Source organism: Corallococcus sp. AB030, assembly GCF_003668965.1.
Lineage (GTDB): Bacteria > Myxococcota > Myxococcia > Myxococcales > Myxococcaceae > Corallococcus > Corallococcus exiguus.
The window spans coordinates 1-26,088 of sequence record NZ_RAWQ01000027.1 but is presented as its reverse complement, the minus strand read 5'-3'; the positions used below and the strand labels follow the sequence as shown (position 1 = coordinate 26,088).

The window sequence follows — 26,088 nt, the reverse complement described above, 5'->3', positions numbered from 1 at the left end:
CTCAGTCCTCGGTGATCTTGTTGTGGCCGCGAGGCGTGTTCTTGTTGATCTTGTCCCGCGCCGCCTGGTCCTTCATCCGCGCGATGTCCGCCTGCGTCTGCTCGTGACGGTTCGAATCGATCCGGTCATAGGCGTCGTCCATGACGGCCCCCAGCCCCCGTCCCACCACGGCAGCGCCGCCAATGGCCTTCCCCACGCCCCGCACGACCGAGCCGCTGCCCGGATACACGAGGTCCGCCACGCCGGAGACCAGGCCCACGGCCCCCGCGACCTTGCCGATGGCGTCGTAGGTCTTGTCCCGCTGCTGCTGGCTCGCGGAACGGCCATTCCCCGCGGCCTCGATGCCGGCCATGACCGGGTCCTCCGCGGGCTCCTCCCCCGAGGAGGGCATGCTGAAGGGGTCTTCCGTCTGGGAGCGGCCTCCCCCGAAGAAGCCCCCCTCGTCATCCGGCATGACGGCCGGCATCTGCAAATCCGCCTGGCCTCCGGGACGCCGGAGCGGCTCGGGAGCGTCGGAGAAGAACCCCGCTCCGGGCTTCCGGCCCGGATGCGGAAACTCCTCCTGGGGCGGGGTGGGCCCGCGCGGACGCAGCCGCACCTCTTCCACCCGCGCGGTGTTGGACTGCGGAGCCTCGTCCTCTTCGTCGAAGAAGCCAGCCATGTTTCCCCCTCATGGGATTATTCCCACGGAGCTGCATTCCCAATCCTGGGCCGCGAAGTGCGACCCCGTCAAGACAGGGGGGAGGGGGACGCGGCGGGTCCCGCCGTCAGGGAAGCTGGCCCAGCAGTTCGAAGAGGGCCTCGCGCGTCAGCCCCGCCGCGTCGCGCGCCACCGCCTCCAGCATCCCCCTGGCACGGCCCAACCGGGCCGGGTCTGCTTCCTCCAGCGCGGCCACGGCGGCCTCCTGGAGCTCGCGCGACGCGGCCGGGCCCAGCTGGCCCTTCAGCAGGAAGAGGGCCTCCGCCGCCGGAGCGCCGGAGCGAACCAGCGCCACGGCGGAGCGGGCCGCGACGTGTGGACTCTCGTCGCGGAGGTGCTCGCGCAGGGCCGCGATGGCCTCGGGCGACAGCGGACCGCGCAACCCCAGCAACGCCGCCGCTTCCTGCCGGATGGGCGCTTCCGGCGCGGTCAGCGGGCGCAGCAGCGCGGACTCCAAGCCTGGCAACGCGGGCGCGGGCCGCGCCTCTCCGTTCAACTCCTCCAACAGGCCCCGCAGCGACACCAGGGCCAGGTAGAGGCGCGCTCCGTCGGAGTCGCGCACCTGCTCCAGCAGCCGGGGCGCGGTGAGGTCCGGCGCCAACGGGGCGAGCGCGGCCAGGGACTCCAGCGCGGAGAGGGCCACGGCCTCCTCGTCCTCCAGGAGCGCCAGCAGCTGGCGCAGCTCCGACGCCGCGGCGGTTCCCAGCCGGCCCACGACGCGCGCCATGGCGCCGCGCACGGAGGCCCTCGGGTGCTGGAACAGCCCGTCCAGCGCGGCGAGCTGGAAGGGATCCACCCGGCACACCCCGGCGAGCACGCTCGCGGCGTTCTCCAGCGCCGGAGCGTCCGCCTCCATCCGCGTCAGCGAAGCCAGCACGCTCTGGACGGCGAGCCCGGCGAGGCCCGGCTGCGGAGGCCACCAGCTGCGCTGCAACAGGAACAGCAGGGGCTCCGTGACCGCCGTCCCGGGCCGCCCCAGCTCCTCCAGGAGCGCCCGCGCGGTCCGCTCCCGCGCCGCCGGCTCCCCGGACACCAGCAACTCCTCCAACGCCGACTGCGCCTCCTCGCGTGTTCCCGCATCGCGCGAGGACAGCCGCCCCAACCCTTCCTCCACCGTGCGGACACGGCCCTTGCTGCGCTCCGAAGACATGGCTCCACGCTAGCGCAACACCCCGGGGGCCCGGGGCCTCAACACAGGCATCAGACCTGCGCTATCTGGATGAGGTTTCCGCAAGTGTCCTCGAAGACAGCGACGGTGACGGGGCCCATGACGGTGGGCTTGCTACGGAACACCACGCCGAGTTTCACCATGCGTTCATATTCCGCCTGACAGTCGTCGACGCCGAACGACGTCAACGGGATGCCCGCGTCGAACAGCGCCTTCTGGAACACGCGCGCGGGCGCGAAGCCCATGGGCTCCAAGAGAATCTGCGTGCCCTCCGGCGCGTCCGGCGCGACGACGGTCAGCCACCGGTCCTTGGGGCCCATCGGGACATCCACCTTCAGCACGAAGCCCAGGACCTCCGTGTAGAACTTCAGGGCCCTGGACTGGTCATCCACCATCACGCTCGTCACGCTGATCCGCATTGCATTCCTCCCAGGGGTTTCCATCATTTCACTTCAGCGGTGCCGCACGCCGTGCCGGAAGCAGTCCACCGTGTGGTCATCCACGATGCCGGTGGCCTGCATCCACGCGTAGACGATGACCGGCCCCACGAACTTGAAGCCGCGCTGCTTGAAGGCCTTGGCGTACGCCTCCGACAGCTCCGTCTTCGCCGGCACGTCGCCCCGGCCCTTCCACACATTGCGGATGGGCTTCCCGCCCGCCATGCCCCAGACGAACGCGGAGAAGTCCTCGCCCGCCTCCTGCATCTTCAGATAGGCGCGCGCGTTGCCGATGGTCGCTTCAATCTTCGCGCGAGCCCGGACGATGCCCTCGTCCGCCATCAGGCGCGTGACGTCCTTCTCCGTGAAGCGCGCCACCACCTTCGGGTCGAAGCCCTTGAACGCCTTCCGGAAGGCCTCGCGCTTGCGCAGGATGACAATCCAGGCGAGCCCCGCCTGGAAGCCCTCCAGCATCAACATCTCCCAGAGCGCGCGGCTGTCGCGCACGGGCACGCCCCACTCCTCGTCGTGGTAGGTCTGGTACAGCGGATCCGCTCCCACCCACACGCAACGCTGTTGCATCCGCGCTCCTCGCTGGTTCGCGGCAGGGGCTACCACGAAGACTGAACAGGCGGCCAGTCCCGTCGTCTGTGTTTTCAGCGCGGGCGCGTCAGCAGCGCGAACAGCCCGTCGCTCCACCACCGGCCGCGCAGCCCCGGCACGAACCGCTGCCAGTACACGCTGCTGCGGGGAATCCGCCCGGGCAGCGGATAGTCGAAGTCGATGGACTGGAAGCCCGCCTCCACGGCCATGCGCCGCGCGTCCAGTTCCGTGATGGGCGTGATGTGTCCGGAGTCCCGGTAGTCCTGCTCGCAGAACGCGGGGAAGTAGCCCCGGACCAGGAAGGACAACCTTGCCGTCAGGCTGTCGTTGTTGGGCGTGGTGAAGAAGAGGTGGCCCCCGGGCTTGAGCACGCGGAAGGCCTCCTTCACGAAGTGGCGCGGGTTGGCCAGGTGCTCCAGCACTTCGATGGCGAACACCCAGTCCACCGACCCGTCGCCCCACGGCAGCGCGTCCCGGGACACGTCCCGCAGCTGGAACTCCACGCCCGGCAGGCGACTGGCGCCCGCGTCGTGGATGTCCGTGCTGAGGATGCGCTCGACGGCGGGGTTCTGCCGCAGCCGGCGGATCCACCCGCCACTGCCCGAGCCCACGTCGAGCACCACGCCAAAGGCCCGCTGCCCCGCCACGCTCCAGGCCGCGTCCCGCAGCGGCTCCGGGGACAGCCCGTCCTGACGCTGCGCGTAGGCGGCGGCATCATGGCCCAACGGTCCCGTGTTGCCCTTCACATCTGGCTCCATGCGCGGGGAGTCTAGCCTCCGGAGCGCCGGGATGCGCAGGTGAAGGAAAGCTCTGCTCTCCGCGCGAAACGCTATCATCCGCGCGCCAGGTGCTACCGGGAGGCACGCATGGGACAGGAAGTGGATGTCATTGTCGTGGGCGGAGGGCTCGCGGGACTCGTCGCCGCGACCGAGCTCGCGGATGCGGGCAAGCGCGTCGCCGTGGTGGACCAGGAGGGACCGCAGAACCTGGGCGGCCAGGCGTTCTGGTCGTTCGGCGGCCTGTTCCTCGTGGACTCGCCCGAGCAGCGGCGCATGGGCATCAAGGACTCCCACGCGCTCGCGATGGTGGACTGGATGGGCACCGCCGCCTTCGACCGCGAAGAGGACCACTGGCCGCGTCAGTGGGCGGAGGCCTTCGTCAACTTCGCCGCGGGCGAGATGCGCCCCTGGCTCGTCCAACAGGGAATGAGCTGGTTCCCCGTGGTGGGCTGGGCGGAGCGAGGCGGCTACGGCGCCGTGGGCCACGGCAACTCCGTGCCCCGCTTCCACGTCACCTGGGGCACCGGCCCCGGCGTGCTGGAGCCCTTCGTCCGCCGCGCCAAGGCGGCCGAAGCCAAGGGCACCCTCACCTTCCACTTCCGCCACCGCGTGGACGAGTTGCTCACGCAGAACGGCGCGGTGGTAGGCGTGCGCGGCATGGTGCTGGAGCCCACGGACGTCCCCCGGGGCGCCAGCAGCTCGCGCGTGACGACGGGCGACTTCGAGCTGCGCGCGAGCGCGGTCATCGTCACGTCCGGCGGCATCGGCGGCAACCACGAGCTGGTGCGCAAGGCGTGGCCCGAACGCATGGGCCCCGCGCCGAAGTTCATGATTCAAGGCGTGCCCGACCACGTGGACGGCCGGATGATCGCCATCACGGAGGCCGCGGGCGGGCGCCTCATCAACCGCGACCGCATGTGGCACTACACGGAGGGCCTGCGGAACTGGAACCCCATCTGGCCCCGTCACGGCATCCGCATCCTGCCGGGCCCCAGCTCGCTGTGGCTGGACGCCACCGGCAAGCGCCTGCCGCCGCCGCTGTTCCCCGGCTTCGACACGCTGGGCACGCTGGAGCACATCCTCAAGACGGGCCACGAGCACACCTGGTTCATCCTCAACCAGTGGATCATCAAGAAGGAGTTCGCGCTCTCCGGTTCGGAGCAGAACCCGGACCTCACGGGCAAGGACTGGCTGGGCGTGCTCAACCGCGCCGTGGGCAAGAAGGCCATGGGCCCGGTGGAGGCCTTCAAGGAGAAGGGCGAGGACTTCGTCATCTCCAACAACCTGCGCGACCTGGTCGCCGGGATGAACGCGAAGACGGAAGCCCCGCTGCTGGACTTCGCCACGGTGGAGCGCGAGGTGAAGGCCCGCGACCTCCAGATGGACAACCCCTTCAGCAAGGACCTGCAGCTCGCGGCCATCCGCCAGGCGCGCAACTACCGGGGTGACAAGCTGGTGCGCACCGCGAAGCCGCACCGCATCCTGGACCCCAACGCGGGGCCGCTCATCGGCGTGAAGCTGAACATCCTCACGCGCAAGACGCTGGGCGGCTTCGAAACGGACCTCCAGGGCCGCGTCTTCAACGCCCAGGGGAAGACCATCCCAGGGCTCTATGCGGCAGGTGAGGTGGCCGGCTTCGGAGGCGGTGGCGTCCACGGCTACCGCGCCCTGGAAGGCACGTTCCTGGGAGGCTGCATCTTCTCCGGCCGCGCCGCGGGCCGGGCCGCCTCGGGGAATGTGTAGTCATGGGCGGTGACGGGCAGGGGCGCGTCAAGGCCCCTGCCCCTCCGGGCGTCCTCAGGCGGCGGCCTGGAAGGGCCACGGAGTGGAGCGCGCCCCGGCCATCCAGTTGTCGTGCCGGCCGTCCCAGTACTTGAAGGTGAGCAGCGACGGGTCCACGTCATCCAGCGTGTTGACGTAGATGGAGACGAACTTCCCGCCCAGCTCCGGGACGTCGCCGTCGCCGAAGCACACGACGCCGCAGCGGCCGCAGAAGCTGCGCGTGTTGGGGCTGCCGTCGCGCCCGTACTTCTTGATGGCGTCCTGGCCCTTGAGGAGCCGGAAGGCGTCCGGCTTCATCCCCGCGCCGCCGCCGTAGCCGTACTTCATGCAGATGGTGCAGTTGCAGCGGGTCACGTCTGCCAGGTCCACGGTGGCCTCGTAACGCACGGCGCCACACAGGCAGCCGCCCGCGTAGGTGTGCACGCCGCTCAGGGCAGGGGTCTTCTGAAGGTCGTTCTGGGTCATGGCGGAATCTCCGGTGCCGCGTTGTGGGAACGAACCCAATGTCGCCCCTGGCCGTGACAGCCTTATGTCAGGTTTGTCGCCCGCCTCTGTTGAACCCGGCGGGGCCTGGCCCAGAGTGCCCCGGTCCGCCGTTCCCGGAGGCCGCATGCCCGCGTGGAAGTCCCTGTCCCGTGTCCTTGCCCCGACGTTGCTCCTGCCGCTGCTGGGGGCCGCGCCGCCCGCCACCCTGCCCGCCACGAAGCCCGCTTCGGCCGTGAAGGCGGTCGCGGGCGCGACGGCGGCCCGGCCGTCGAAGCAGTACTCGGTGGAGCAGTTCATGGGGTCCACGGAGGTGATGGCTCCGGTCTTCACCTCGGATGGCAAGCAGCTGCTCTTCTCGTCGAACGCGTCCGGCATCTTCAACGTGCACAGCGTGCCGGTGGGTGGGGGCAAGCCCACCGCGCTGACGCGCTCGAAGACGGACAGCATCCGGGTGGTGGGGGCCTTCCCGCGCGACAGCCGCTTCCTCTTCGAGCACGACAAGGGCGGCGATGAGCAGTCGCACGTCTACGTGCGCACGCCGGACGGCAAGGAGAAGGACCTCACGCCCATGAAGCAGGGCGTGGCCCACTTCCTGGGCTTCAGCCACGACGACAGCGCGTTCTACGTCACCACCAACGAGCGCGACCCGGGCGCCATGGACGTGTACCGCCATGACGCGAAGACGTACGCGCGCACGCTCCTGGTTCAGAACGACAAGGGCTTCGGCGTCGCCGCCGTGGCCCCGGACGAGAGCTGGGTGGCGCTGGAGGAGGCGGTCACCACGTCGGACCGCAACGTGTGGCGCTACGACGTCGCGACGAAGGTGCTGAAGAACCTCACGCCCCACACGGGCGCGGCCAGCTACCGGGTGGGGGACATCCACCCCGTCACCGGGGAGCTGTACGTCATCACGGACGACGGCTCGGAGTTCGAACGCGTGGTGCGTCCGGCGAAGGAGGCCGGCAAGTGGGAGGACGTGGAGAAGGCGGACTGGGACGTCTTCGGCACCCACTTCTCGCGCTCGGGGGCGTTCCGCGTCTCCATCATCAATGTGGACGCTGGCATCGAGGTGCGCCTGCACGACGTGAAGGCCGGCACCCAGGTTCCGCTGACGCAGTTCCCCGCCGGGATGATCTCCGAGGTCGTCTTCTCCCGTGACGAGAAGCAGCTGGCGGTCCAGCTGGAGACGGACCGCACCTCCGCGAACCTCTATGTCCTGGACCTGGCCACGAAGAAGACCCGGCGCGTGACGGACACGATGAGCCGCGAGCTCGACTCCGAGGACCTGGTGGACGCGCAGGTGGTGCGCTTCAAGTCCTTCGACGGGATGGAGATCCCCAACCTGCTCTTCAAGCCGCACCAGGCGACGGCGGAGCACAAGGCTCCCGCCATCGTCTACGTGCACGGCGGTCCCGGCGGCCAGACGAGCCGGGGCTACAACAACTTCGTCCAGTACCTGGTGAACCGCGGCTACGTGGTGCTGGGCATCAACAACCGGGGCAGCGCCGGCTACGGCAAGACGTTCCTGAGGGCGGACGACCAGAAGCACGGCAAGGATCCGCTGCGAGACTGCGTGGAGGCGCGCAAGTACCTGGCGAGCCTGCCGTACGTGGACGGCTCGCGCGTGGGCATCCTCGGCGCCAGCTACGGCGGCTACATGGTGCTGGCGGCGCTCGCCTTCCACCCGGACGCCTTCGACGCGGGCGTGGACGTCTTCGGCCCGTCCAACTGGCTGCGCACGCTCAAGAGCATGCCGCCTGAGTGGGGCGCCTTCCGGCAGGCCATGTTCCAGGAGATGGGCAACCCGGAGACGCAGGAGGCGATGCTCAAGGAGATCTCCCCTCTCTTCCACACGGAGCGCATCCAGAAGCCGCTGTTCGTCGTGCAGGGCGCCAACGACCCGCGCGTCCCCCAGGCGGAGTCTGACGACATCGTCGCGGCGGTGAAGAAGAACGGCGTGCCCGTGGAGTACCTGCTGCTCCCCGACGAGGGCCACGGCTTCAAGAAGAAGAAGAACGAGGCGGAGGTGGACCGGCGCGTCCTGGAGTTCTTCGACCGCTACCTGAAGGCCGCCACCGCCACGGCCCCCAAACCCTGAGGGGCGCTTTACAGTACCTGTACATGCAGGTATCTCTCCCGGCATGACGACTTCCGTCCGCCGGCCTTGCGTCCTGCTGTCCGTGCTGTTGGGGCTGTCCCTGGGGTGCGCCACCGCGCGTCCCCCGGCCCCTTCGGCGCAGGTGGAGACATCCGCGCCGCTGGTCGCACAGGAAGCGGACGCGGTCTTCACCGGCCACCGATTCCAGGACGGGACGGTGCTGCCGGAAGTTCGCATCCACTACGCGACGCTGGGCACGCCGCGCCGGGACGCATCCGGCGCGGTGACGAACGCGGTGCTGCTCCTGCACTGGACGAGCGCGAGCGGCGAGGTGCTGCGGAGCAAGTCCTTCCAGGACGCGCTGTTCGCGCCGGGCCGTCCGCTGGACGCGACGAAGTACTTCCTCATCTTCCCGGACAGCGTGGGCCACGGCCGCTCCAGCAAGCCGAGCGACGGCCTGCGCACGAAGTTCCCGGCCTACGGCTACCGGGACATGGTGGAGCTTCAGCACCAGCTCGTGACGCGGACGCTGGGCATCCGGCGTCTGCACGCCATCGTGGGCCTGTCCATGGGCGGCATGAACGCGTGGCAGTGGAGCGAGCTGTACCCGGACGCGGTGGAGGGCGTGATGCCCATCGTGTCCCTGCCCACGCGCATCGCGGGGCGCAACCTGCTGTGGCGGCGCTTCGTCTCGGTGCAGATCCGCAACGACCCGGAATGGAAGGACGGCCTCTACACCGCGCCGCCCCGGGGCTGGCTGGAGGCGTTCCCGGTCTTCCGGATGATGCTGGACGGGGTGCCGCACCTGCAGGCCACGCTTGCGGATGCGCAGGCGGCGGATGCCTTCATCGCGACGGCGCGGGCGCAGGCGGCGGGCATGGACGCCAATGACATCCTGTACTCGCTGGAGTCCTCGCGGGACTACGACCCGGAGGGCGCGCTCGGGGACATCCAGGCCCACGTGTTCGCGCTCAACTTCTCCGACGACGAGTTCAACCCTGTCTCCCTGCGCACGATGGAGACGTTGATGCCGAGGGTGAAGCGCGGCCGCTTCGTGGTGCAGGAAGGCAGCGCGAGCTCCTTCGGCCACTTCACCCAGGCACACCCGGAGCTGTGGGCGGATCAGGTCGCCGCGTTCCTGAAGTTCCTCGAGGAGGGGTGAGCCGTGGGGATGCGCTCAGCGTCCGCGGCGGCGGGGGGTGGCCTTGGGAGCCGGAGGGGCTTCGACCTCCGCTTCGGCTTCGCCCAGTCCCGTCCGGGAGACGGCGGCCAGCAGGTCCCGCAGCGCGGTGGCCTGGGTGTTGCCCACGGCGTTCTCGAAGTCCGACTGGGCGCGCAGCCACAGGGGCCGGGCCTTGCGGTAGACGCCCTGCCCTTCCGGAGTGATGGCGATGGCGCGCTGGCGCCGGTCGGTGCGGCCCACCTCCAGCACCACGAAGCCGTCCTTCAAGAGGGGCTTCAGGTTGTGGGTGAGCGTGGAGGGGTCCATGACGAGCTGATCCGCCAGCGCGTTCACGGTCAGCGGGCCCTGGGTCTGGACGCGGTGGAGGATGGAGTACTGCGTGGTCCGGAGGCCGCTGGGCGCGAGCACCTGATCATAGAACTGCGTGACGTGGCGGCTGGCCTGTCGCAGCGCCAGGCAGTTGCAGAGGGTGCGCTGGAGTTCGTCTTGGGACATCGCTGCCGGAAAGTATACGTGGGCCCGGGCGTGGCCGCTTGAAGGAGACACCGTCATGAGGACACGCCGGTTTCATTATGCGTGGGTGATGGCCGCGGCCATCTTCGTGGTGCTCCTGTGCGCGGCGGGCGTGCGGGCGACCCCGAGCGTCTTCATCGTCCCGCTGGAGCGGGAGTTCGGCTGGAGCCGGGCCCTCGTCTCCTCGGCCGTGTCGGTGAACCTGGTGCTCTACGGGCTCGTGGGGCCGTTCGCCGCGGCGCTGATGCAGAAGTTCGGCATCCGGCGCACGACGCTCGTGTCCCTCTGCATCATCGCGGTGGGCGTGGCGCTGACGAACTTCATCCACGCGCCGTGGCAGCTGCTCCTCTTCTGGGGCGTGCTGGTGGGGCTGGGCACGGGCACGACGGCGATGGTGCTGGGCGCCACGGTGGTGCAGCGCTGGTTCGTCGCGAGGCGCGGGCTGGTGATGGGCGTGCTGACCGCGAGCACCGCCACGGGGCAACTGGTGTTCCTGCCGTTGCTCGCGATGTTGGTGGAGCACCACGGCTGGCGCGTCGTGTCCTTCACCGTGGCGGGCGTGGTGGCGTGCGTGATTCCGCTCGTCGCATGGCTCGTGCGCGACCGGCCGTCGGACGTGGGACTGAAGCCCTACGGGGCCGCGCCGGAAGACGAAGAGGTGAAGCCATCCAGCGTGAATCCCCTGGCCAACGCGCTGGGGGCGCTGGGGCGGGCTTCGCGCAAGCGGGACTTCTGGCTGCTCGCGGGGAGCTTCTTCATCTGCGGCGCGACGACGAACGGGCTGGTGGGCACGCACCTGATTCCGGCGTGCATGGACCACGGCATCCCGGAGGTGCGCGCGGCGGGGTTGCTCGCGCTGATGGGCATCTTCGACCTGGTGGGCACGACGGCGAGCGGCTGGATGTCGGACCGCTTCGACAACCGCTGGCTGTTGTTCTGGTACTACGGCCTGCGAGGGCTGGCGCTGCTCTATCTGCCGAGCGCCTTCGAGATGTCCCTCTTCGGCCTGCCGTTGTTCGCGGTGTTCTACGGCCTGGATTGGATCGCCACGGTGCCACCGACGGTGCGCCTGACGACGCAGACGGTGGGTGCGGAGGACGGGCCCATCGCCTTCGGCTGGGTGGTGGCCGCGCACCAGGTGGGCGCGGGACTGGGAGCGCTGGGCGCGGGCGTCATCCGCACCTCGATGGAGACGTACACGCCCGCCTGGGTCGTCGCGGGCGTCATCTGCCTCGCGGCGGCGCTGGTGGTGCTGCGCATCGGACGTGGCTCCGCTTCATCACCGCCGGTGGTGGGCGCGCCCGCGACGCACTGAAGGACCTCAGTCCGAGCCCAGCAACACGACCTTGCCCACCGTGCGCCGCCCTTCCAACTGGCGGTGGGCCTCTTCCGCGCGAGACAGCGGCAGCGCCAGGCCCACCAGGATGCGCAGGCGCCTCGCCACGACCTCCGCCAGCAGCGCCTCTCGCGCCTTGCGTTGCACCTCCGGGGGCGTGGGCGTGCGCAGCCAGTAGGCGCCCACGGTGAGTGACTTCGCGTAGAGCGACTCCACCTCCACGTGCGGCGGATGGCCGCTGGCGTTGCCGTAGCTCACCAGGTGTCCGAAGGGCGCCAGCGCATCCATGCTGGCCTTCCAGGTGCTCGCGCCCACGGAGTCCAGCACGCGCTCCACGCCGCGCCCTTGCGTCAGCTCGCTCACGCGCGCCGCGACGTCTTCCTGGTCGTAGCGGATGACGGCATCCGCGCCCACGCCCCGCGCGAGCTTCGCCTTCGCCTCGCCCGACACCGTGCCGATGACCCGCGCTCCCGCCGCCTTCGCCAGCTGCACCGCGAGCAGCCCCACGCCTCCGGCCGCCGCGTGGACGAGCACCGTCTGCCCCGCCTCCACGCGCCCCACGGTGTGCACCACGTGGTACGCCGTCAGCCCCTGCACCAGCAGCCCGGCGGCCTCCTCGAAGGACACCTCCGGCGGCAGGACCAGCAGTTCATCGACCGACGCGAGCGCGGCCTCCGCGTAGGCCTCCTTCGTCAGGGCGACCACGCAGCGGCCCACCCAGGATGCGTCCACACCGGGCCCCACAGCTCGCACCACGCCCGCGGCTTCGCTGCCCAGGATGCGCGGCAGGGGCGCCTGGGCGTCGTACAGCCCGCGGCGGCGCTCGGTGTCCGCGAAGTTCACGCCCGCGGCATGGACTCGCACGAGGACCTGGCCCGGCCCGGGCACGGGCTCCGGCGCGTCCTCCCAACGGAGGACCTCCGGCCCTCCCACCTGGTGGTAGCGGATGGCTTTCATGCGCGGAGTCCTAACGTCCGCACCGCTTGCCTGTCAGGACTGAATTTCCGCCGCCGTCGCTGGGAGCGAAAGGAGCGGTCCCGATGCGCCAGGCGACGAAGCAGGCCCCGATGAACCTCAAGCACCCGAATCCTTCCGGTCACGGCATCGACGCGGCCTCGCGTCCCAGCCCGGTGACCGCTCCTTCCACGTGCCGCTGGCGGGACTTCGCGTCCTATCGCCTCGCCTCGCCCGGCTCCTGAAGGCGCCCGGCTCCGTCCCTGACGCGGCATGGCCCTGGAGGCCGGGCTCCCGACAAGGGGACCCGGCCTTCTTCACGTCCGGGCTCCCGCTCACCTTCCGGGGACGTAGAGCGTTACGGAGACGCGCTGGCCTGTAGAGCCGGAGCCCTTGGAAGCCCGCTGGGTTCGACTCCCAGCGTCCCCAATCCCTCACCCACATAGGCCGCGCACCGGGTGCAGTCCGAACTCCAAATCCGGACGAGCAGGGTTCGACTCCCTGGCGGCCTGTCCCGCCCGAAAGGCCCTGTGTCATGGAAACGCTGGTTCTGAGCCAGTCATATGAACCCGTCGCACGCATCCCCTGGCAACGCGCCATCATGCTGCTCGTCCAGGGCAAGGTGGAGGTCGTCGAGGAGTACGAGGACCGCGTCATCCGCTCGGTGACGGTGGAGCTGCGCATGCCGTCCGTCATCCGCTTCGTGCGCGCCCTGTGGAAGGGCCCGCGCGGCGTGCGCTTCAGCCGCGAGAACGTCTACCAGCGCGACCAGTGCCGCTGCCAGTACTGCGGCCACAAGGTGACCCGTCCGGAGGCCACGTACGACCACGTGCTGCCGCGCGCGCAGGGCGGCCGCACGAGCTGGGAGAACATCGTCATCGCCTGCGTGCCCTGCAACCAGAAGAAGGGCAACCGCACCCCGGCGCAGGCGCGCATGACGCTGCGCACCGTGCCCGCGAAGCCGAAGCGGCTGCCGGACGCGCTGGTCGTCTCGTTCCTCGTGGAGAAGGGCCTGCCCCTGTCCTGGCGCAAGTTCCTGAGGGACGTGGCCTATTGGCACACGGAGCTGGAAGCGTAGGTCCCGGCCCAAGGGTGGGCCGGGACTTCGCTTCCGCGCCGCAACGGTTAGAGTGCCGCACGTCGAGGGGGCGTTCCGGACCACACCATGGCGACGAGGAAGAACGAAGACCAGGAGCGGCTCATCGACCGCGACCTCACCGCGATGGCGCGCGAGGGCAAGCTGCCGGCCGCCCACGGCGTGGACACCGCCGTGACGGAGGTGCTGGGGCTGCTGACGCGCGGAGGCAAGCACCCGCTGCTGGCGGGCGAGCCCGGCGTGGGCAAGAGCGCGCTCGTGCAGGAGGTGGCCCGCCGCATCGCCGAAGGGCGCGTGGACGGCGACCTCGCCCAGGCGCGGCTCGTGGAGGTGTCCGTCGCGAACATCCTGGCGCGCAGCACCCAGCGCCAGGCGGCCGAGTCCTTCGAGGAGTTGCTCATCCACCTGGGCCGCCACCCCTGCCCCATCGTCTACATCCGTGACCTGCCGGTGGCCCTGGGCGGGCCCCTGGCGCCCGTGGCCGTGCGCGCGCTGCGCACCGGCGGCCTGCGCTTCATCTTCGAGACCGAACCCAAGCGCGTGCAGGAGCTGCTGCGCGCCGACGAGGCCCTGGCCGAACGGCTCCACTTGCTGCCCCTGAACGAGCCGCCACTGGAGAAGGCGCGCTGGATCGTCGGCCGCGTGGCGGAGGAGCTGGAGCGCGAACTGCGGCTGCCCATCGACCCGGCCGCGTGCGACCTGGCGCTGCGCCTGTCCGCGAAGTTCCTCCTGGCGCAGCACATGCCGCGCAAGGCCATCGAGCTGCTCAAGGAGACGGCGGCGGAGGCCGCGGGCGTGGCGCGCGACCACGTGGGGCCGGAGGACGTGCTCACCCGCTTCTGCGCCGCCACGCGCCTGCCCCGCTTCGTCGTGGACGACGCGATGCCGCTGGACCTGGAGGAGACGGAGCGCTTCTTCGGGGAGCGGCTGCTCGGCCAGACGGACGCGGTGGCCGCGGTGCTGCGCTCGGTGGCGCTGCTCAAGGCGGGGCTCAACGACCCGCGCCGCCCGCTGGGCGTGTTCCTCTTCGCCGGGCCCACGGGCGTGGGCAAGACGCAACTGGCGAAGCTGCTGGCGGAGTACCTCTTCGGCTCCGCCGACAGGCTGGTGCGCCTGAACATGGCGGACTACCCCAACGACGGCGACGAGAGCGTCCCCTTCGGCGCGTCGTGGGCGCCCGCGCTGGAGACGCGGCGCGGAGAGCTGTCCGCGCTGCTCGACGGCAAGGTGTTCACCGTGCTGCTGCTGGACGAGTTCGAGAAGGCCGCGCGCAGCGTGCACGACCGCTTCCTCCAGCTCTTCGACGAGGGCACCTTCGTCAACGGCGCGGGCGAAGCGGTGTCGTGCAACAACACGCTCATCGTGGCCACGTCCAACGTGGGCTCGGAGGTGTACCGCGAGGCGGGCCTGGGCTTCGCCGCGCACAAGCGCGCCGAGGAGCAGGTGTCGGAGGTGGACCGCCGCATCGCGGAGGCCTTCCGTCCGGAGTTCCTCAACCGCTTCGACGCCATCTGCCACTTCCGTCCGCTGTCGCGCGTGGACATCCGCAAGATTGCCCAGCGCGAGGTGGGCCGCGTGCTGGAACGAGAAGGCATCCGCGCCCGCGCCCTGGACGTGGAAGTAACACCGGAGGTGGTGGACCGGTTGGTGGAGCGCGGCTATTCGCCGCAGTTCGGCGCGCGCTACCTGCAGCGTGAAATCGAGAAGACGCTCACCGCGGCGCTCGCGGTGGAGATTGCTCGCAGGCCGCTGCCGCCGGGTACGCCCGTGCGCGTGGAGGCCCGTCCTGGAGGCCGCGTGGTGGCGGTCGCGGAGCCCGTGCCGACTCCTCGCGAGGTGACGGCGCAGCTGCTCCTGCCCACGCCGAAGGCCGCGGCGGTGAAGCGCCGGTTGGACCGCAAGTCGCTGCTGATTGAGATGGACCGGCTGGTGGGCCGTGCCCGCGCGCTCGCCGAGTCCACGGGACGGTCGGAGCTGGAGGCGCGCCGCGCGGCGCTGCTCGCGGAGACGCAGGCGCCCAACCTCTGGGACGACTCGCAGCGCGCGGCGGACGTCCTCCGCGCCTTCCGCACGGTGGAGGCGCAGCTGGGAGAGCTGGACCGCCTGGAGGCCGCGTGCAACTTCGGGCGCCGGCTGGTGCGCGAGGCGAAGAACGAGGTGCAGCTGGGCTCCGCCGCGAAGCAGGTGGAGGAGGTCGCGCGAGAGGTCCAGATGGCGGAGGCGCTGCGGGCCGCCGGGGCCACGACGTTGGACAACGAGGCGCTGGTGGACATCTGCGCCAGCGACGCGGCTGAGCTGCAGGACGTGTGGGTGCAGGAGCTGGCCACCATGTACCTGGGCTGGGCGCAGCGCCGGGGCTACGAGGCCACCGCCGTCGCGGAGGCGGACGCCCCCGCGCGCGTGGTGGTGCGCATCGCCGGGCCGGGCGCGTACGGATTCCTCGCGGGCGAGGCGGGGCTGCACCGCCGCCTGGAGGACGAGAAGCGCCAGCGCGCGTACGTGCGCGTGCACCGGGGCGGACCGATGGAGGAGGTGGAGCGGGAGCTGCTGGTGCTGGAAGGCCGGCCGGTGAAGAGCCGCGAAGGCGAGTACCTCCAGCGCGTGCGCAACGAAGTCACCGCGAAGGACGAAGCGACGGGCCGCGTGCTCACGCTCATTGGCGCCGGGGAGCTGGATGAGCTCAAGGGCATCGCCGCGCGCGTCGTCGCCGGCCAGGGCGCCAGCACCGACGAAGCCCGCCGCTACTTCCTGGGCCGTGGAGCGCGAGTGGAGGATCCGCGCACGGGCGCGGGGACGCCCCGCGTGAAGGACGTGTTGCGAGGCGAGCTGGACGTGTTCATCGCCGCGTGGATCTCCCGTCCACCCCCGGAAGGCTCCACGCCGCTGTCCTGAGCCGTCGGGGCGTCCCCGGCCCGGCCGGGGTCATCCTCGCCGCGCATGCACGGTCAGGGCAGGTCGCCCCGGGCCACGCCCAGGCGCATGGCCTCCGCGAGTACGTCCAGGCCATGCGCGGTGTTGATGCGGGAATGAGCCATGGTGCCGCTGACCACCTGCACCGCTCCGCCCAGCACGAAGGGCACGGGCCGGCGTCCCAGCCGCAGAAGCCGCTCGTCGTAGAACGCGGCCGGGGCGCGCTCACGCACCAGGCGCGCCAGGGTCACCATGTTCGCGGTGCGCGACGGCTGCATCGCGGGGCCCAGGCACGAGAAGTCGAACCCCACCTCCGGCAGCACGGCGCCCCGGCCGTCGCGGTCGAAGACGAAGACGACTTGCGACGTCTCCTCCTGCGAGCCGCGCACGCTCTTCTCCGCCGTCTTCGTCAGCTTCAGGCCGCCCGTGATGAGGGCCGTGCCCAGCGCCACCTGTGTCGTCTTCTCCGTGTGCTCGCTCTGCGTGCGCAGGGACGACGCGCCCCGGAGGATGAGCGTCACGTCCTCCAAGGCCATGGTGAGCGGCGCGCCCGCACGAGGCGTGAACGTCGCCTGCGCCGCGCTGAACGTGACGGTGCGTGCAGTGACGCGCTCCGCGACCTCCGACTCGTCGATAGCGAGCGCCGCGAGCCCCGCGTCCCTAAGGGTCTTCACCAGGGCATCCGCCGCATCGGGAGCCAGTCGCGCAATCAGGGCGGGCGGCTCGGGGGCCAGCCGCATGCGGGCCTCCGCAGGGGCCATGCCCGCCGCGGCGGCGAGCACCTGGGCTGCTTCCGGAACCTCACCCGCGGGACGAACGAGCGCGACGATCTTCATGGCGTTTCCCACCCCTGGCACTGAGCGCCGCCATCCTCGCGCGAAAGCAGGATGGCGCGCATCCGAACCCCGGTGTGGCGGGGACATTCCCCGCGCGGTGGACAAACGCTCAGTCGAGCAGGTGCGGGTTGCGCAGCAGCAGCACTCCGGCCTGCACGGTGGCGGTGTAGCCATTGAGCTTGCCGGTGCGCACCCACTCGCTCACGTCGCGCACGCCGCCCTCCGCGAGGACTCGGTCCACCACTCCCTCACCCTGGTTGTAGGCCGCGAGCGCGAGCCGCCAGTCGCCGTAGCGCTCATACAGCGCCTGGAAGAGGGACGCGGCGGCCTCCGTTTCCCGCGCCACGTCCAGCCGCTCGTCACGTCCCGCCTCCACCTTCAGGCCGTAGCGACGCGCCGTCTCCGGAATGAACATCCACACACCCGCGCCCCGCGGCCCCGGCGCCATCGACGGCTCGCGAGACGTCTCCGGCAGGTTGCTCACCGCCGACTCCACCATCGCCACCGCGAGCAGCCCCTCCGGCAGGGAGCGCGAGCGCAGCGTGCCCGCCATCGCCTCGCGGTGCTCCTGGAGGTTCGCCAGCGCCTTGCGCATGAAGTCGCGGCCCTTCCGCGTGGTGACGAACTTGTTGAGCTGTTCGACCACGGCGGCATCCACCACCACCGGCAGGTCCCCCGCCTTCTGCCCCGCCTCCGCCAGCGCACGCGCCTCCGTCAGCGACACCGCGCGCCCCCGCACCGTTCCCTGCGCCCACAACGCCAGCGGCGCGAGCACCAACGCCAGCGACAACGACAGACCCAGGGTGCGCACGGAGCTACGGGGACGAGTCTGGAACAGCATGTGGATCCTCCTGACAGTGGGGTGGGACATGCCGGTGACACCGGCGGGAAGAGCAAGGGCAGCAGGGACACGCAGCGACGCCTGCAACAGGCACCTCGCATACGCATCCGCGGACACGTGCTTCACGGCGACGAGCGCCTCGTCACAGGCGAACTCCTGATGCTCCGCCAACCACCGCGAGAACGCCCGGGCGAACGGATTCCAGAAGAAGGCGCTGTCGAACCCCAGCCGCGCATAGGCAAACACCGTGTCCCGCTGCCGGTGGTGTTGCAGCTCATGCCGCACCGTGAGCCGGAGCGCCTCCGAGTCCTCCAACACCTCAGCGGGAACCACCGCCCACGCGCCTCCAAACGGGAACCACACGGAGAACGCGCCGTCCGCCGCGTCCCCCAGCACCACGCGCACCCGGCCCACTCGGCGAAGCACGGGCAGCGTCTCCAGCTTCCGCCGCAAGCGCGCATACCGCCGCAGCTCCCACGCCAGGAACGCCAACGCCCCCGCACCCACCAACCCCATTCCGACCATCGCCCACGGCAGGCCCATGCCCGAGGACCGCGTCTCCGTCACTGCGCCGAGCACGGGCCGCGCTTCGACTGGCGCCAGCGGCGCGGCGTAGCTCACCAGGGAACGCTCGAACTTGAAGAGCGGCGCCGACGGCATCCACTCCCGTGCGGCGAGCGCCAAGAACGGAAGGAGCACCGCCAGCCCCAGCGCCACCCGCCCCACGCGCAGCGTCTGCCGCGCGTCCAGCCTCCGCTCCATCCCCAACGCCAGCGCCGCGCGCAAGAGCCCGAAGCCCACCGCCACCAGCACCGCCGCCGTGAGGTACGCGGCCAGCACGTCCCGGACGAAGGCGCTCATCCCCGGCCTCCCTTTCGGCCCAGCAGCTTGCGGATCTGCTCCACCTCCTCCGGAGACAGCGGCACCGCCTCCACCAGCCGAGCCACCAGCGACGACGGCGTCCCGTCGAACACCGTCGCCACCAGGTGGCGCACGCTCTGGGTCTCGTAGGCCTCGCGAGACAGCCGCGCCGAGTACAGGTGCCCCCGCCCCTCCTTGCGGCTCTGCACCACGCCCTTCTGCTCCAGGATGCGCAGCACCGTGGACACCGACGTGTAGGCCAGCTTGCGCTCCGGCGGCAGCGCCGCGAGCACGTCCGCCACGCTCACCTCCCCCAGCTTCCACACGAGCTGCATCAGCTCCAGCTCCACGGGCGTGAGCGGCTTGGACTCCTCGACGGACGGCGGCTTCGTCACGGGCATGCCCTCCCCGGCTTCGAACTAAACCCTTAGTTTAAATACAACTAAGCCTTTAGTTTGAAACCGTCAAGCAGGCGGGCGGTGGCTCTCGGTGGTGGGGTGTGCGGATTCCTACGCACTGGAGCGGCCGGGCCCTTAGACTTCCGGGCACATGCTCCACGTCATCCCTCTGGGCGGCCTTGGCGAAATCGGCCTCAACGCCATGGTGCTCGCCTGTCGTGGGGAGATGCTGCTCATCGACGCCGGCTTGATGTTCCCCTCGGCGGGAATGCCCGGCGTGGACATCATCGTCCCGGACTTCACACACCTGCAGCGCAACGCGGCCCAGCTCAAGGGCGTGCTCCTCACGCACGGGCATGAGGACCACATCGGCGCGCTCCCCTACCTGCTGGGCGACATGCCCGTGCCCATCTACGGCACGCGCTTCACGCTCGCGCTCGCGCGTCAGCGCCTGGAGGAGCTGGGCGTGAAGGCGGACCTGCGCGAAATCGAGCCGCGCACGCCCTTCCCCGTGGGCAGCGTCTTCAGCGTGGAGGCCACGCGCGTGACGCACACCGTGCCGGACGCGGTGGGCTTCATCGTGCGCTCCCCCGAAGGCACCGTCATCCACACCGGCGACTTCAAGCTGGACCCCGACCCCATCGACGGCCTCAAGACGGACCTGGAGCGCTGGGGCGAGGCGGGCGACGAAGGCGTGGTGTGCCTGCTGTCGGACTCCACCAACTCCGAGCATGTGGAAGAGACCGGCAGCGAGCGCGTGGTGCAGACCACCTTCGAGCGCCTCTTCCACGAGACGAAGGGCCGCATCGTCGTGGCCCAGTTCTCCTCCAACCTCCACCGCGTCCGGCACCTGCTGGACCTGTGCGAGCGCACCGGCCGGCTCGTCGCGCTCCAGGGCCGCAGCATGGTGCGCAACGTGGAGCTGGCGCGGGAGATGGGCTACCTGGACGTGCCCGACTCGCTCTTCGTGCACCTGGACAACGTGCCCAAGCTCGCGCCCCACCGCGTGGCGGTGCTCACCACCGGCGCGCAGGGCGAACCGCGCGCGGGCCTCACCCAGCTGGCGAATGGCGATGGGCCCGTGCGCCTGGAGCCCGGCGACACCGTCATCGTCAGCGCCCGGCCCATCCCCGGCAACGAGCGCTCCGTGGGCGCGCTGCTCGACCAGCTCCACTGGCGCGGCGCCCGCATCGTCTACGCGCAGGTGGAGCCCGGCGTGCACGTCTCCGGACACGCCAGCCGCCCCCAGCAGCGCCGGGTGCTGGAGTTGATCCGCCCCCGGAATTTCATCCCCGTGCATGGGGAAGTCCGGCACCTGCACCGACACCTGACCACCGCCCGCGAGGCCGGCATGGCGGCGGAGGGCCTGCTGCTGGCCCACGACGGGGACGTGGTGACGTTCGAGGAGGGGCGGGGCCGTTTCACTGGCAGCGTGCCTTCAGGGCGCATCATGATGGAGCGCTCCGGGGACGGGGTGGTGACGCCGGAGACGCTGGTGGAGCGCAACCGGCTGGCGGAGACGGGCGTGGTGGCCGCGGCGGTGGTGCTCCGGCGCGACACCCAGGCGCTGGTAGCGGGGCCCCAGCTGTCCGGCCAGGGCCTCAGCCCGGACGAGCAGGGCGTGCTGGCCCGGGTGGCCCAGGACGCGCGGGCCTTCTTCGAGGAGCTCAACCCCCTGCTCCGAGGGGACGACGCCCTGGCGCGGGAGGAGCTCGTGAAGGCGGTGAAGCGGGCCTTCAAGCAGCACACCTCCCGGCGCACCCTGGTGGTGCCCTTGGTCGTCCGGGTGTAGGTATGGTAAGGGCGCGAAAAGGTCCCCCCCCATGCCCTCCTTTGACGTCATCTCCAAAATCGATCTGGCTGAGCTCGACAACGCGGTCAATCAGACCCGGAAGGAGCTCAGCACCCGCTACGACTTCCAGGGCGTGAAGGCCGAAATCGAAATCGCTCCGGATCATTCCTCGCTCACGCTGAAGACCAACAGCGAGGAGAAGCTCCAGGCCGCCAAGGAGGTCCTGCTCGGCAAGCTGGCCAAGCGCGGCATCAGCCTGCGCGTGCTGGAGTTCGGCGACATCGAGAAGACAGGCCTGTCCAACGTCAAGCAGCCCATCAAGCTCCAGCAGGGCATCCCGGTGGAGAAGTCCAAGGAGCTCATCAAGGTCCTCAAGGAGTCGAAGATCAAGGTGCAGGGCTCCATCCAGGCGGATCAGCTCCGCGTCACGGGCAAGAACCGGGACGACCTGCAAGAGGCCATGGCGCTGTTCCGCAAGGAGCAGGACCGCCTCAGCCTGGACATGCAGTTCACCAACTTCCGCGACTAGAGGCGCCCCTTCGCCATGCACGCCGCCCGTCTGGCCTCCCTGCCGCTCTGCCTGCTCTTCGCCACCGCCTCACTCGCGCAGGACGGGGCGCCCCGGCCCAGCAAGCCGGTGCCCGTGCTCAAGAAGGCGCCCCGGCCGGAGAAGGGGCTCAAGGACTTCGGCTCGCCGCTGGTCCTCAAGCCGCTGTCCACCGAGGGCGCCACCGCCAACTTCTCCGCCCGGGTGGGCTGGCGCAAGGACACGCTCTTCGTGGGCGTGGAGGCCACGGACAACCAGCTGCTCGCGGGTGACATCATCACCCTCACGCTCTACTTCCCGGACTCGGGGACCACCGCCACGGGCTACACCTACCGCTTCGCCTTCGACGGCCAGCGCACCTCCGGGGCGGACAGCGGCACGCCCAGGTTCGCGCAAAGCCTGGTGAACGCCGCCGTGCACCGACAGGGCGACACCCTGTCGGTGGTGGCGATGATTCCCGTGCGCGCCCTGCCCCGCTTCCCCGCCGTGGATCCGCTCGTCATGGACCTCTGCATCACCTACGAGGACCAGGACCAGGTGGGCGCCAAGGTGGTGCCGGTGTCCAACTGCAAGGGCGGCACCATGCCGGAGGGTGAAGCGCTGCGCCTGCCGGACGAGGCGCGCAAGAACCTCAAGCTGAAGCCCCCCGCCAGCGTCACCGCGCTGGAGGCGGCGCCCACCGGCTGGCTGGGCTGGAGCCTGTTCAGCTACCCGGACTGGGCCCAGGGCGAACAGGCCCTCACCCCCGCCTCGCTGCGCGCGCTGGTGGCCCCCACGGCCGTGGACGCCTCGAAGATGGGCGTGAACCTGCCGGAAGCATTAAGCCTGCCGGACGGACGACCGGTCGTTACCGTGCTCACTGGGAAGAATCCCTATGCCGTCGAGGGTCAATGCGACTCCGACGACGAGCTCCGGATGGGGCTCTATGTGGTGTCGGGGAAGACAGCCCAGCGAGTGCTCGACTGGCCGGCCGCCACCTGTGCGCTGGGTCGCGCCACTTCGGTGGAGCTGGAAGAAGACGGGGCGCTGAACATCGGTTACTCGAACGGCGCCATCATCAACTTCGTTTGGAGTGCGGACCACTTCGAGCGAACGCAACTGGGAAAGCGGTAGACGCGCGTGGAAGAGACCAAGAGCCTGTACATGATGACCCTCGGCTGCCCGAAGAACCGGGTGGACTCCGAGGTGATGCTGGGCACGCTGCGCACGCGCGGCTATTCGCTCGTGCAGGAGGCCTCGGAGGCCGAGGTCATCGTGGTCAACACGTGCGCCTTCATCGGGCCGGCGAAGCAGGAGTCGGTGGACTCCATCCTGGAGATGGCGGAGCTGAAGAAGTCGGGCTCGTGCAAGACGCTCGTCGTCACCGGCTGCCTGTCCCAGCGCTACGGCCAGGAGCTGTCGCAGGAGATGCCGGAGGTGGACCACTTCCTGGGCACCAGCGCGTACGCCCAGATTGGCGACCTGCTGGCGGCGGAGGCCACGCCGCGCCAGGTGATTCCGGATCCGGACTACATCCACAACGCGGAGACGCCGCGCATCAACTCGATGCCGAAGTACACGGCGTACCTGAAGATTTCGGAAGGGTGCGACAACGCCTGCGCGTTCTGCATCATCCCCACGCTGCGCGGCGGCCAGCGCTCGCGCACGGTGCAGGACATCGTGGCGGAGGCGCGGAACCTGGTGGACAGCGGCGTGCAGGAGCTGAACCTGGTCGCGCAGGACCTGACGGCGTACGGGCATGACCTGCCCGGCAAGCCGAAGCTCCACGAGCTGCTCAAGGAGCTGGTGAAGGTGGACGTGAAGTGGATCCGCCTGCACTACGCCTACCCGCGCGTGTTCCCGGACGAGCTCATCGACGTCATCGCCACCGAGCCGAAGATCGCCAAGTACCTGGACATGCCGGTGCAGCACGCCAGCGACAAGCTGCTCCTGTCCATGAAGCGCGGCCGCAACTCGGAGTTCCTCAAGAAGCTGCTGGGCAAGCTGCGCGAGCGCGTGCCGAACCTGGTGATGCGCACCTCGCTCATCGTCGGCCTGCCGGGTGAGACGGAAGAGGACTTCGAGCTCCTGAAGGAGTTCGTGAAGGAGCAGCGCTTCCAGCGCCTGGGCGTGTTCCAGTACTCGGACGAGGAGAACACCGCCGCGTTCGACCTGCCGAACAAGGTCCCGGCGAAGACCATCGAGCGCCGCTGGCGCGAGGTGATGGCCATCCAGAAGCGCATCAACCGCGAGCAGAACAAGAAGCTCGTGGGCCAGAAGCTCACCGTGCTGGTGGAGGGCCCCAGCGAGGAGTCCGAGCACCTGCTGGTGGGCCGTCACGAGGGCCAGGCGCCGGAAATCGACGGGCAGGTCTACATCAACGACGGCCTGGCGTACCCGGGCGAGTTCGTCACCGTGGAGGTGACGGAGGCGCACGACTACGACCTCATCGCCCGCGTGGTGGAGCGCCCGGATCCGAAGCAGCGCGAGCACACCCCGCGCGAGGCCCATCCCGCGCCCGTGCCGCTGAAGGCGCTGGCGCGTCCGCCGGAGCCGCGGCCGGAGTAGCCCGTCACCGCGAAGGCCGTGCCCCGGGCCCGCCCCGTCCTCCCCACCGGAGGCGGTCGCGGGCCCGAGCCGTTCGTGGGCCCTACTTCGGATCCTCGGGCTCCAGCTCGCGCTCCTCGACGGGCGGCGGCTGCGGGCCCGAGCCCTTCGTCGGCACCGCCACGCCCTCGCCCAGTGGCGTGGGCTGGCACTCGCACACGGTGCGCCGCGACGCGGACTCCGTGACGAAGGCGCACGTCGTGGGGCACTCGGGCTGACGCCCTTCTTCCACCAGCGACACCACGTAGCTCTTCGCGCTCTGGAGCGCGGCGTGGCACGCGGGCAGGGTCTTCTCCAGCGACGCCCACGGCAGCCGGTGCTGCGTGTTGGCGCCACGGGTGGTGGTCGGGAAGCTCAGGCCCACCTGGCAGCCCGTCTCCAGACGCTGACCCTCCACGCCCCGAGGCTCCACGTACAGGCGCACGCCCTCCGGCACGTCCCGGAACACCTCGCCGGAGAGGGCCACCGCGCCGTCGGGCTCCGCGCGCACGAAGATGCCGTAGCAGCCCTCCTCGCTGAACGCGCCGCCCTCGCCCGCGCACTGCTGCCGGCCTCCGCCCTCGGGCGTGCGCACGTGGGGCCTGCGCAGCACCAGCGCCCCACCCTGCGCGTCCACGGTGGTGGTGAAGCGGCCCCACACGTCCGGCCCCAGCCGGCCCAGGCTGCTCTGCGACGGCCAGCGCCCCGCGGCCTCCATCACCAGGGGCTTCACGCCCAGGCCGTCGGCCACCTCCACCGCGTCCACCACGAAGGTGCGCGGCGGCAGGCCCGCGGCCGTCTCCAGCGGCTGAAGCCCCTGCCCCAGGGAGGGGTCCACCGCCAGGCGGGAGAAGGGCTCACGCGTGCCCAGCACGAAGGGGCCGGTGATGCTCGCCCCGCCCTGCGTCACCTGCACGGCCAGGAGCGGCCAGTCGCCCAGCGGCTCGCGGCTCAGCTCCACCACGTGCGACTCGCGCACGGCGTCCGTCCCGCGCAGCTCCGCGTCGTAGGCCTCCCGGGGACGCGAGGCGGTGAAGGTCACCTCGCGGCGCAGCGGATCCACCGTGAGGGCATACGGAAACAGCACGTCCTGACCCAGCGTCACCGAGCAGCCCGTCTCACCGGAGAGCAGCAGCGTGCGCAGGGGCGGCGACACCGGGCCCACCGTCAACGGCGGCGCCGGAACCTCCGGCCAGGAGCGATGACCTCCGGAGGACTCCGGCACGCGAGCGGTCCCCGCGGCCGCGGGCGGCGCGCCGTCGAAGCAGCTGGAGGACACGAGCGACAGCGGCCGCGTGACGTCCAGCACCACCGGCACGGCCCGGTTCCCCAACCGCCCCGCCACCGTCAGCCGCAGCGCGGGCGACGACAGGAGGGGCAGCGTCTGCCCCGCGAGGCTCGTGGGACGTGAAGGGCCCGCGGGCGCGGCGGAGTGACACCCCGCGCCCAGCAGCACGCATCCCGCCAGCAGCACGCCGCGCATGGGGGCGGGCCGTCCTACTGCGCCTTCTTGGTGAAGTCGTCCACGCGGGTGCCCTCGGGCGGGTTCAGCTTGAAGCTGTCCGCGGAGATGCCCACGTTCGTCTTCAGGTCCAGGAAGGCGATGGTGTTCTCACTGCCGTCCGGATCCACCACCGTGCTCTTGAGCACCTGCGCCGTTGAAGGGTCCACCTCCAGGCGCACCTGGCGGAAGCGCGGCTCGTTCTTCAGCGGATCCAGCACCAGCAGCGTGCCCTTGCAGTCCTTGCAGGCGCCCTTGGTGATGGCGAACTCGTCCGCCAGCTTCCCCTGGCCGAAGAGGAACGTCACCGACGCGGACAGCTGGCTGGTGTCCATGGCCGCCACCGACAGCGTCTGCGCTTCCGGGTCGTGCATGTAGACCTTGTTGCCCGCGAGCACGAACGTCCGCTTGGACGGGTTCTCGTACTCCCAGCGCATCAGGCCCGGCTTCTTGTAGGTCACCGTGCCCGTGGACGTCTGCGTGCGGCGGAAGGCCTTGTACTTGTAGTCCTGCTTGAAGCCCGCCTTGAAGTCGCCCGTCTTCTCGTAGAAGGCCTGCATCCGGTCCACGAGCGTCTTCACCTCGGGCGCCATCGGCTTCGGAGCGGCCGTGGTGGCGCCGGCGGCGACGCTCGCGTCGCCCTGCTTCGCGGCGGGGGGCATGGCGGCGGTGCCGGCATCCTTGGGAGCGGCGGGCTGCGGC

At 70.5% G+C, this 26,088-nt stretch carries 24 protein-coding genes and 1 tRNA gene; 12 read left to right on the top strand and 13 right to left on the bottom strand.

The window, feature by feature from the left end; all coding sequences use genetic code 11:
- Window position 1 precedes the first annotated feature (1 nt).
- From D7Y15_RS09680 to D7Y15_RS09660, 5 genes are all read right to left on the bottom strand, one after another.
- The gene (locus tag D7Y15_RS09680) at window positions 2–661 is read right to left on the bottom strand and encodes a hypothetical protein (protein WP_121752368.1); all 660 of its coding nucleotides are present in this window, start codon (window positions 659–661) and stop codon (window positions 2–4) included.
- Window positions 662–767: 106 nt separating this feature from the next.
- Window positions 768–1,850, bottom strand: coding sequence for a hypothetical protein (locus tag D7Y15_RS09675; protein ID WP_121752367.1), 1,083 nt, complete (start codon window positions 1,848–1,850; stop codon window positions 768–770).
- 50 nt (window positions 1,851–1,900) lie between these two features.
- On the bottom strand, window positions 1,901–2,287 hold the full coding sequence (locus tag D7Y15_RS09670) for a VOC family protein (RefSeq protein WP_121752366.1): 387 nt from the start codon (window positions 2,285–2,287) through the stop codon (window positions 1,901–1,903).
- Between the two features lie 33 nt (window positions 2,288–2,320).
- Window positions 2,321–2,887 (bottom strand): DNA-3-methyladenine glycosylase I, encoded by a 567-nt coding sequence (locus D7Y15_RS09665; protein WP_120597597.1) that lies wholly within the window; start codon window positions 2,885–2,887, stop codon window positions 2,321–2,323.
- A 74-nt stretch (window positions 2,888–2,961) separates the two neighbouring features.
- Complete coding sequence (locus tag D7Y15_RS09660) at window positions 2,962–3,666, bottom strand: bifunctional 2-polyprenyl-6-hydroxyphenol methylase/3-demethylubiquinol 3-O-methyltransferase UbiG (RefSeq protein ID WP_126935321.1); 705 nt, start codon at window positions 3,664–3,666, stop codon at window positions 2,962–2,964.
- 108 nt (window positions 3,667–3,774) lie between these two features.
- Between D7Y15_RS09660 and D7Y15_RS09655 the strand changes: the two genes are divergently transcribed.
- Window positions 3,775–5,430 (top strand): FAD-binding dehydrogenase, encoded by a 1,656-nt coding sequence (locus D7Y15_RS09655; RefSeq protein ID WP_121752364.1) that lies wholly within the window; start codon window positions 3,775–3,777, stop codon window positions 5,428–5,430.
- Between the two features lie 54 nt (window positions 5,431–5,484).
- Here D7Y15_RS09655 and D7Y15_RS09650 read toward each other — a convergent pair whose 3' ends face one another.
- The gene (locus D7Y15_RS09650) at window positions 5,485–5,934 is read right to left on the bottom strand and encodes a GFA family protein (RefSeq protein WP_121752363.1); all 450 of its coding nucleotides are present in this window, start codon (window positions 5,932–5,934) and stop codon (window positions 5,485–5,487) included.
- A gap of 145 nt (window positions 5,935–6,079) precedes the next feature.
- Here D7Y15_RS09650 and D7Y15_RS09645 point away from each other — a divergent pair, with 145 nt between their 5' ends.
- The gene (locus D7Y15_RS09645; protein ID WP_121752362.1) at window positions 6,080–8,053 is read left to right on the top strand and encodes a S9 family peptidase; all 1,974 of its coding nucleotides are present in this window, start codon (window positions 6,080–6,082) and stop codon (window positions 8,051–8,053) included.
- 43 nt (window positions 8,054–8,096) lie between these two features.
- Window positions 8,097–9,215, top strand: a complete 1,119-nt coding sequence (locus tag D7Y15_RS09640; RefSeq protein ID WP_121752361.1) for an alpha/beta fold hydrolase — start codon at window positions 8,097–8,099, stop codon at window positions 9,213–9,215.
- Window positions 9,216–9,230: 15 nt separating this feature from the next.
- Here D7Y15_RS09640 and D7Y15_RS09635 read toward each other — a convergent pair whose 3' ends face one another.
- On the bottom strand, window positions 9,231–9,731 hold the full coding sequence (locus D7Y15_RS09635; RefSeq protein WP_121752360.1) for a MarR family winged helix-turn-helix transcriptional regulator: 501 nt from the start codon (window positions 9,729–9,731) through the stop codon (window positions 9,231–9,233).
- Between the two features lie 55 nt (window positions 9,732–9,786).
- Here D7Y15_RS09635 and D7Y15_RS09630 point away from each other — a divergent pair, with 55 nt between their 5' ends.
- Complete coding sequence (locus D7Y15_RS09630) at window positions 9,787–11,064, top strand: MFS transporter (protein ID WP_121752359.1); 1,278 nt, start codon at window positions 9,787–9,789, stop codon at window positions 11,062–11,064.
- A 6-nt stretch (window positions 11,065–11,070) separates the two neighbouring features.
- On the opposite strand, the gene D7Y15_RS09625 is transcribed toward D7Y15_RS09630, so the two are convergent.
- Window positions 11,071–12,042, bottom strand: coding sequence for a quinone oxidoreductase (locus D7Y15_RS09625; protein ID WP_120578713.1), 972 nt, complete (start codon window positions 12,040–12,042; stop codon window positions 11,071–11,073).
- A gap of 83 nt (window positions 12,043–12,125) precedes the next feature.
- On the opposite strand from D7Y15_RS09625, the gene D7Y15_RS44655 reads away from it, so the two are divergent.
- The 4 genes from D7Y15_RS44655 to D7Y15_RS09610 all read left to right on the top strand — a co-directional run bounded on the left by D7Y15_RS44655 (window position 12,126) and on the right by D7Y15_RS09610 (window position 16,027).
- On the top strand, window positions 12,126–12,284 hold the full coding sequence (locus tag D7Y15_RS44655) for a hypothetical protein (protein WP_158624487.1): 159 nt from the start codon (window positions 12,126–12,128) through the stop codon (window positions 12,282–12,284).
- 99 nt (window positions 12,285–12,383) lie between these two features.
- Window positions 12,384–12,468: transfer RNA gene (locus D7Y15_RS09620), tRNA-Tyr, on the top strand.
- A 106-nt stretch (window positions 12,469–12,574) separates the two neighbouring features.
- Window positions 12,575–13,117 (top strand): HNH endonuclease, encoded by a 543-nt coding sequence (locus D7Y15_RS09615; protein WP_120578714.1) that lies wholly within the window; start codon window positions 12,575–12,577, stop codon window positions 13,115–13,117.
- Between the two features lie 87 nt (window positions 13,118–13,204).
- Window positions 13,205–16,027: an AAA family ATPase gene (locus D7Y15_RS09610; RefSeq protein WP_120578715.1), complete on the top strand. Its 2,823-nt coding sequence runs from the start codon at window positions 13,205–13,207 to the stop codon at window positions 16,025–16,027.
- Window positions 16,028–16,080: 53 nt separating this feature from the next.
- On the opposite strand, the gene D7Y15_RS09605 is transcribed toward D7Y15_RS09610, so the two are convergent.
- From D7Y15_RS09605 to D7Y15_RS09595, 3 genes are all read right to left on the bottom strand, one after another.
- The gene (locus D7Y15_RS09605; RefSeq protein WP_120578716.1) at window positions 16,081–16,881 is read right to left on the bottom strand and encodes a hypothetical protein; all 801 of its coding nucleotides are present in this window, start codon (window positions 16,879–16,881) and stop codon (window positions 16,081–16,083) included.
- A 109-nt stretch (window positions 16,882–16,990) separates the two neighbouring features.
- Entirely contained in the window at window positions 16,991–18,583 is a 1,593-nt protein-coding gene (locus tag D7Y15_RS09600) for a M56 and MltD domain-containing protein (RefSeq protein ID WP_120578717.1), read from the bottom strand.
- Window positions 18,580–18,978, bottom strand: coding sequence for a BlaI/MecI/CopY family transcriptional regulator (locus D7Y15_RS09595; RefSeq protein WP_121752392.1), 399 nt, complete (start codon window positions 18,976–18,978; stop codon window positions 18,580–18,582). The genes D7Y15_RS09600 and D7Y15_RS09595 overlap by 4 nt, the downstream gene beginning before the upstream one ends.
- A gap of 154 nt (window positions 18,979–19,132) precedes the next feature.
- On the opposite strand from D7Y15_RS09595, the gene D7Y15_RS09590 reads away from it, so the two are divergent.
- Genes D7Y15_RS09590 through rimO form a run of 4 tightly spaced genes read left to right on the top strand, consistent with a single transcriptional unit; the run spans window position 19,133 to window position 23,867 of the window.
- Window positions 19,133–20,773 (top strand): ribonuclease J, encoded by a 1,641-nt coding sequence (locus D7Y15_RS09590; RefSeq protein WP_121752358.1) that lies wholly within the window; start codon window positions 19,133–19,135, stop codon window positions 20,771–20,773.
- A gap of 31 nt (window positions 20,774–20,804) precedes the next feature.
- The gene (locus D7Y15_RS09585; protein ID WP_121752357.1) at window positions 20,805–21,302 is read left to right on the top strand and encodes a YajQ family cyclic di-GMP-binding protein; all 498 of its coding nucleotides are present in this window, start codon (window positions 20,805–20,807) and stop codon (window positions 21,300–21,302) included.
- A gap of 15 nt (window positions 21,303–21,317) precedes the next feature.
- On the top strand, window positions 21,318–22,433 hold the full coding sequence (locus D7Y15_RS09580) for a hypothetical protein (RefSeq protein WP_120578720.1): 1,116 nt from the start codon (window positions 21,318–21,320) through the stop codon (window positions 22,431–22,433).
- Between the two features lie 6 nt (window positions 22,434–22,439).
- Window positions 22,440–23,867, top strand: coding sequence for a 30S ribosomal protein S12 methylthiotransferase RimO (gene rimO / locus D7Y15_RS09575; protein WP_120578721.1), 1,428 nt, complete (start codon window positions 22,440–22,442; stop codon window positions 23,865–23,867).
- Between the two features lie 82 nt (window positions 23,868–23,949).
- Here rimO and D7Y15_RS09570 read toward each other — a convergent pair whose 3' ends face one another.
- Complete coding sequence (locus D7Y15_RS09570) at window positions 23,950–25,368, bottom strand: hypothetical protein (RefSeq protein ID WP_199745905.1); 1,419 nt, start codon at window positions 25,366–25,368, stop codon at window positions 23,950–23,952.
- A 14-nt stretch (window positions 25,369–25,382) separates the two neighbouring features.
- Window positions 25,383–26,048 carry an outer membrane lipoprotein carrier protein LolA gene (locus D7Y15_RS09565; protein ID WP_121752390.1) on the bottom strand — a complete coding sequence of 222 codons (666 nt, stop codon included), beginning with the start codon at window positions 26,046–26,048 and terminating at the stop codon, window positions 25,383–25,385.
- Between the last annotated feature and the right edge of the window lie 40 nt (window positions 26,049–26,088).

What these genes read in the sequence shown, in the direction of transcription:
- D7Y15_RS09680 (WP_121752368.1), bottom strand. Translation starts at nt 661, where the DNA reads ATGGCTGGCTTCTTCGACGAAGAGGACGAGGCTCCGCAGTCCAACACC.
- D7Y15_RS09675 (WP_121752367.1), bottom strand. Translation starts at nt 1,850, where the DNA reads ATGTCTTCGGAGCGCAGCAAGGGCCGTGTCCGCACGGTGGAGGAAGGG.
- D7Y15_RS09670 (WP_121752366.1), bottom strand. Translation starts at nt 2,287, where the DNA reads ATGCGGATCAGCGTGACGAGCGTGATGGTGGATGACCAGTCCAGGGCC.
- D7Y15_RS09665 (WP_120597597.1), bottom strand. Translation starts at nt 2,887, where the DNA reads ATGCAACAGCGTTGCGTGTGGGTGGGAGCGGATCCGCTGTACCAGACC.
- D7Y15_RS09660 (WP_126935321.1), bottom strand. Translation starts at nt 3,666, where the DNA reads ATGGAGCCAGATGTGAAGGGCAACACGGGACCGTTGGGCCATGATGCC.
- D7Y15_RS09655 (WP_121752364.1), top strand. Translation starts at nt 3,775, where the DNA reads ATGGGACAGGAAGTGGATGTCATTGTCGTGGGCGGAGGGCTCGCGGGA.
- D7Y15_RS09650 (WP_121752363.1), bottom strand. Translation starts at nt 5,934, where the DNA reads ATGACCCAGAACGACCTTCAGAAGACCCCTGCCCTGAGCGGCGTGCAC.
- D7Y15_RS09645 (WP_121752362.1), top strand. Translation starts at nt 6,080, where the DNA reads ATGCCCGCGTGGAAGTCCCTGTCCCGTGTCCTTGCCCCGACGTTGCTC.
- D7Y15_RS09640 (WP_121752361.1), top strand. Translation starts at nt 8,097, where the DNA reads ATGACGACTTCCGTCCGCCGGCCTTGCGTCCTGCTGTCCGTGCTGTTG.
- D7Y15_RS09635 (WP_121752360.1), bottom strand. Translation starts at nt 9,731, where the DNA reads ATGTCCCAAGACGAACTCCAGCGCACCCTCTGCAACTGCCTGGCGCTG.
- D7Y15_RS09630 (WP_121752359.1), top strand. Translation starts at nt 9,787, where the DNA reads ATGAGGACACGCCGGTTTCATTATGCGTGGGTGATGGCCGCGGCCATC.
- D7Y15_RS09625 (WP_120578713.1), bottom strand. Translation starts at nt 12,042, where the DNA reads ATGAAAGCCATCCGCTACCACCAGGTGGGAGGGCCGGAGGTCCTCCGT.
- D7Y15_RS44655 (WP_158624487.1), top strand. Translation starts at nt 12,126, where the DNA reads ATGCGCCAGGCGACGAAGCAGGCCCCGATGAACCTCAAGCACCCGAAT.
- D7Y15_RS09615 (WP_120578714.1), top strand. Translation starts at nt 12,575, where the DNA reads ATGGAAACGCTGGTTCTGAGCCAGTCATATGAACCCGTCGCACGCATC.
- D7Y15_RS09610 (WP_120578715.1), top strand. Translation starts at nt 13,205, where the DNA reads ATGGCGACGAGGAAGAACGAAGACCAGGAGCGGCTCATCGACCGCGAC.
- D7Y15_RS09605 (WP_120578716.1), bottom strand. Translation starts at nt 16,881, where the DNA reads ATGAAGATCGTCGCGCTCGTTCGTCCCGCGGGTGAGGTTCCGGAAGCA.
- D7Y15_RS09600 (WP_120578717.1), bottom strand. Translation starts at nt 18,583, where the DNA reads ATGAGCGCCTTCGTCCGGGACGTGCTGGCCGCGTACCTCACGGCGGCG.
- D7Y15_RS09590 (WP_121752358.1), top strand. Translation starts at nt 19,133, where the DNA reads ATGCTCCACGTCATCCCTCTGGGCGGCCTTGGCGAAATCGGCCTCAAC.
- D7Y15_RS09585 (WP_121752357.1), top strand. Translation starts at nt 20,805, where the DNA reads ATGCCCTCCTTTGACGTCATCTCCAAAATCGATCTGGCTGAGCTCGAC.
- D7Y15_RS09580 (WP_120578720.1), top strand. Translation starts at nt 21,318, where the DNA reads ATGCACGCCGCCCGTCTGGCCTCCCTGCCGCTCTGCCTGCTCTTCGCC.
- D7Y15_RS09570 (WP_199745905.1), bottom strand. Translation starts at nt 25,368, where the DNA reads ATGCGCGGCGTGCTGCTGGCGGGATGCGTGCTGCTGGGCGCGGGGTGT.
- D7Y15_RS09565 (WP_121752390.1), bottom strand. Translation starts at nt 26,048, where the DNA reads ATGCCCCCCGCCGCGAAGCAGGGCGACGCGAGCGTCGCCGCCGGCGCC.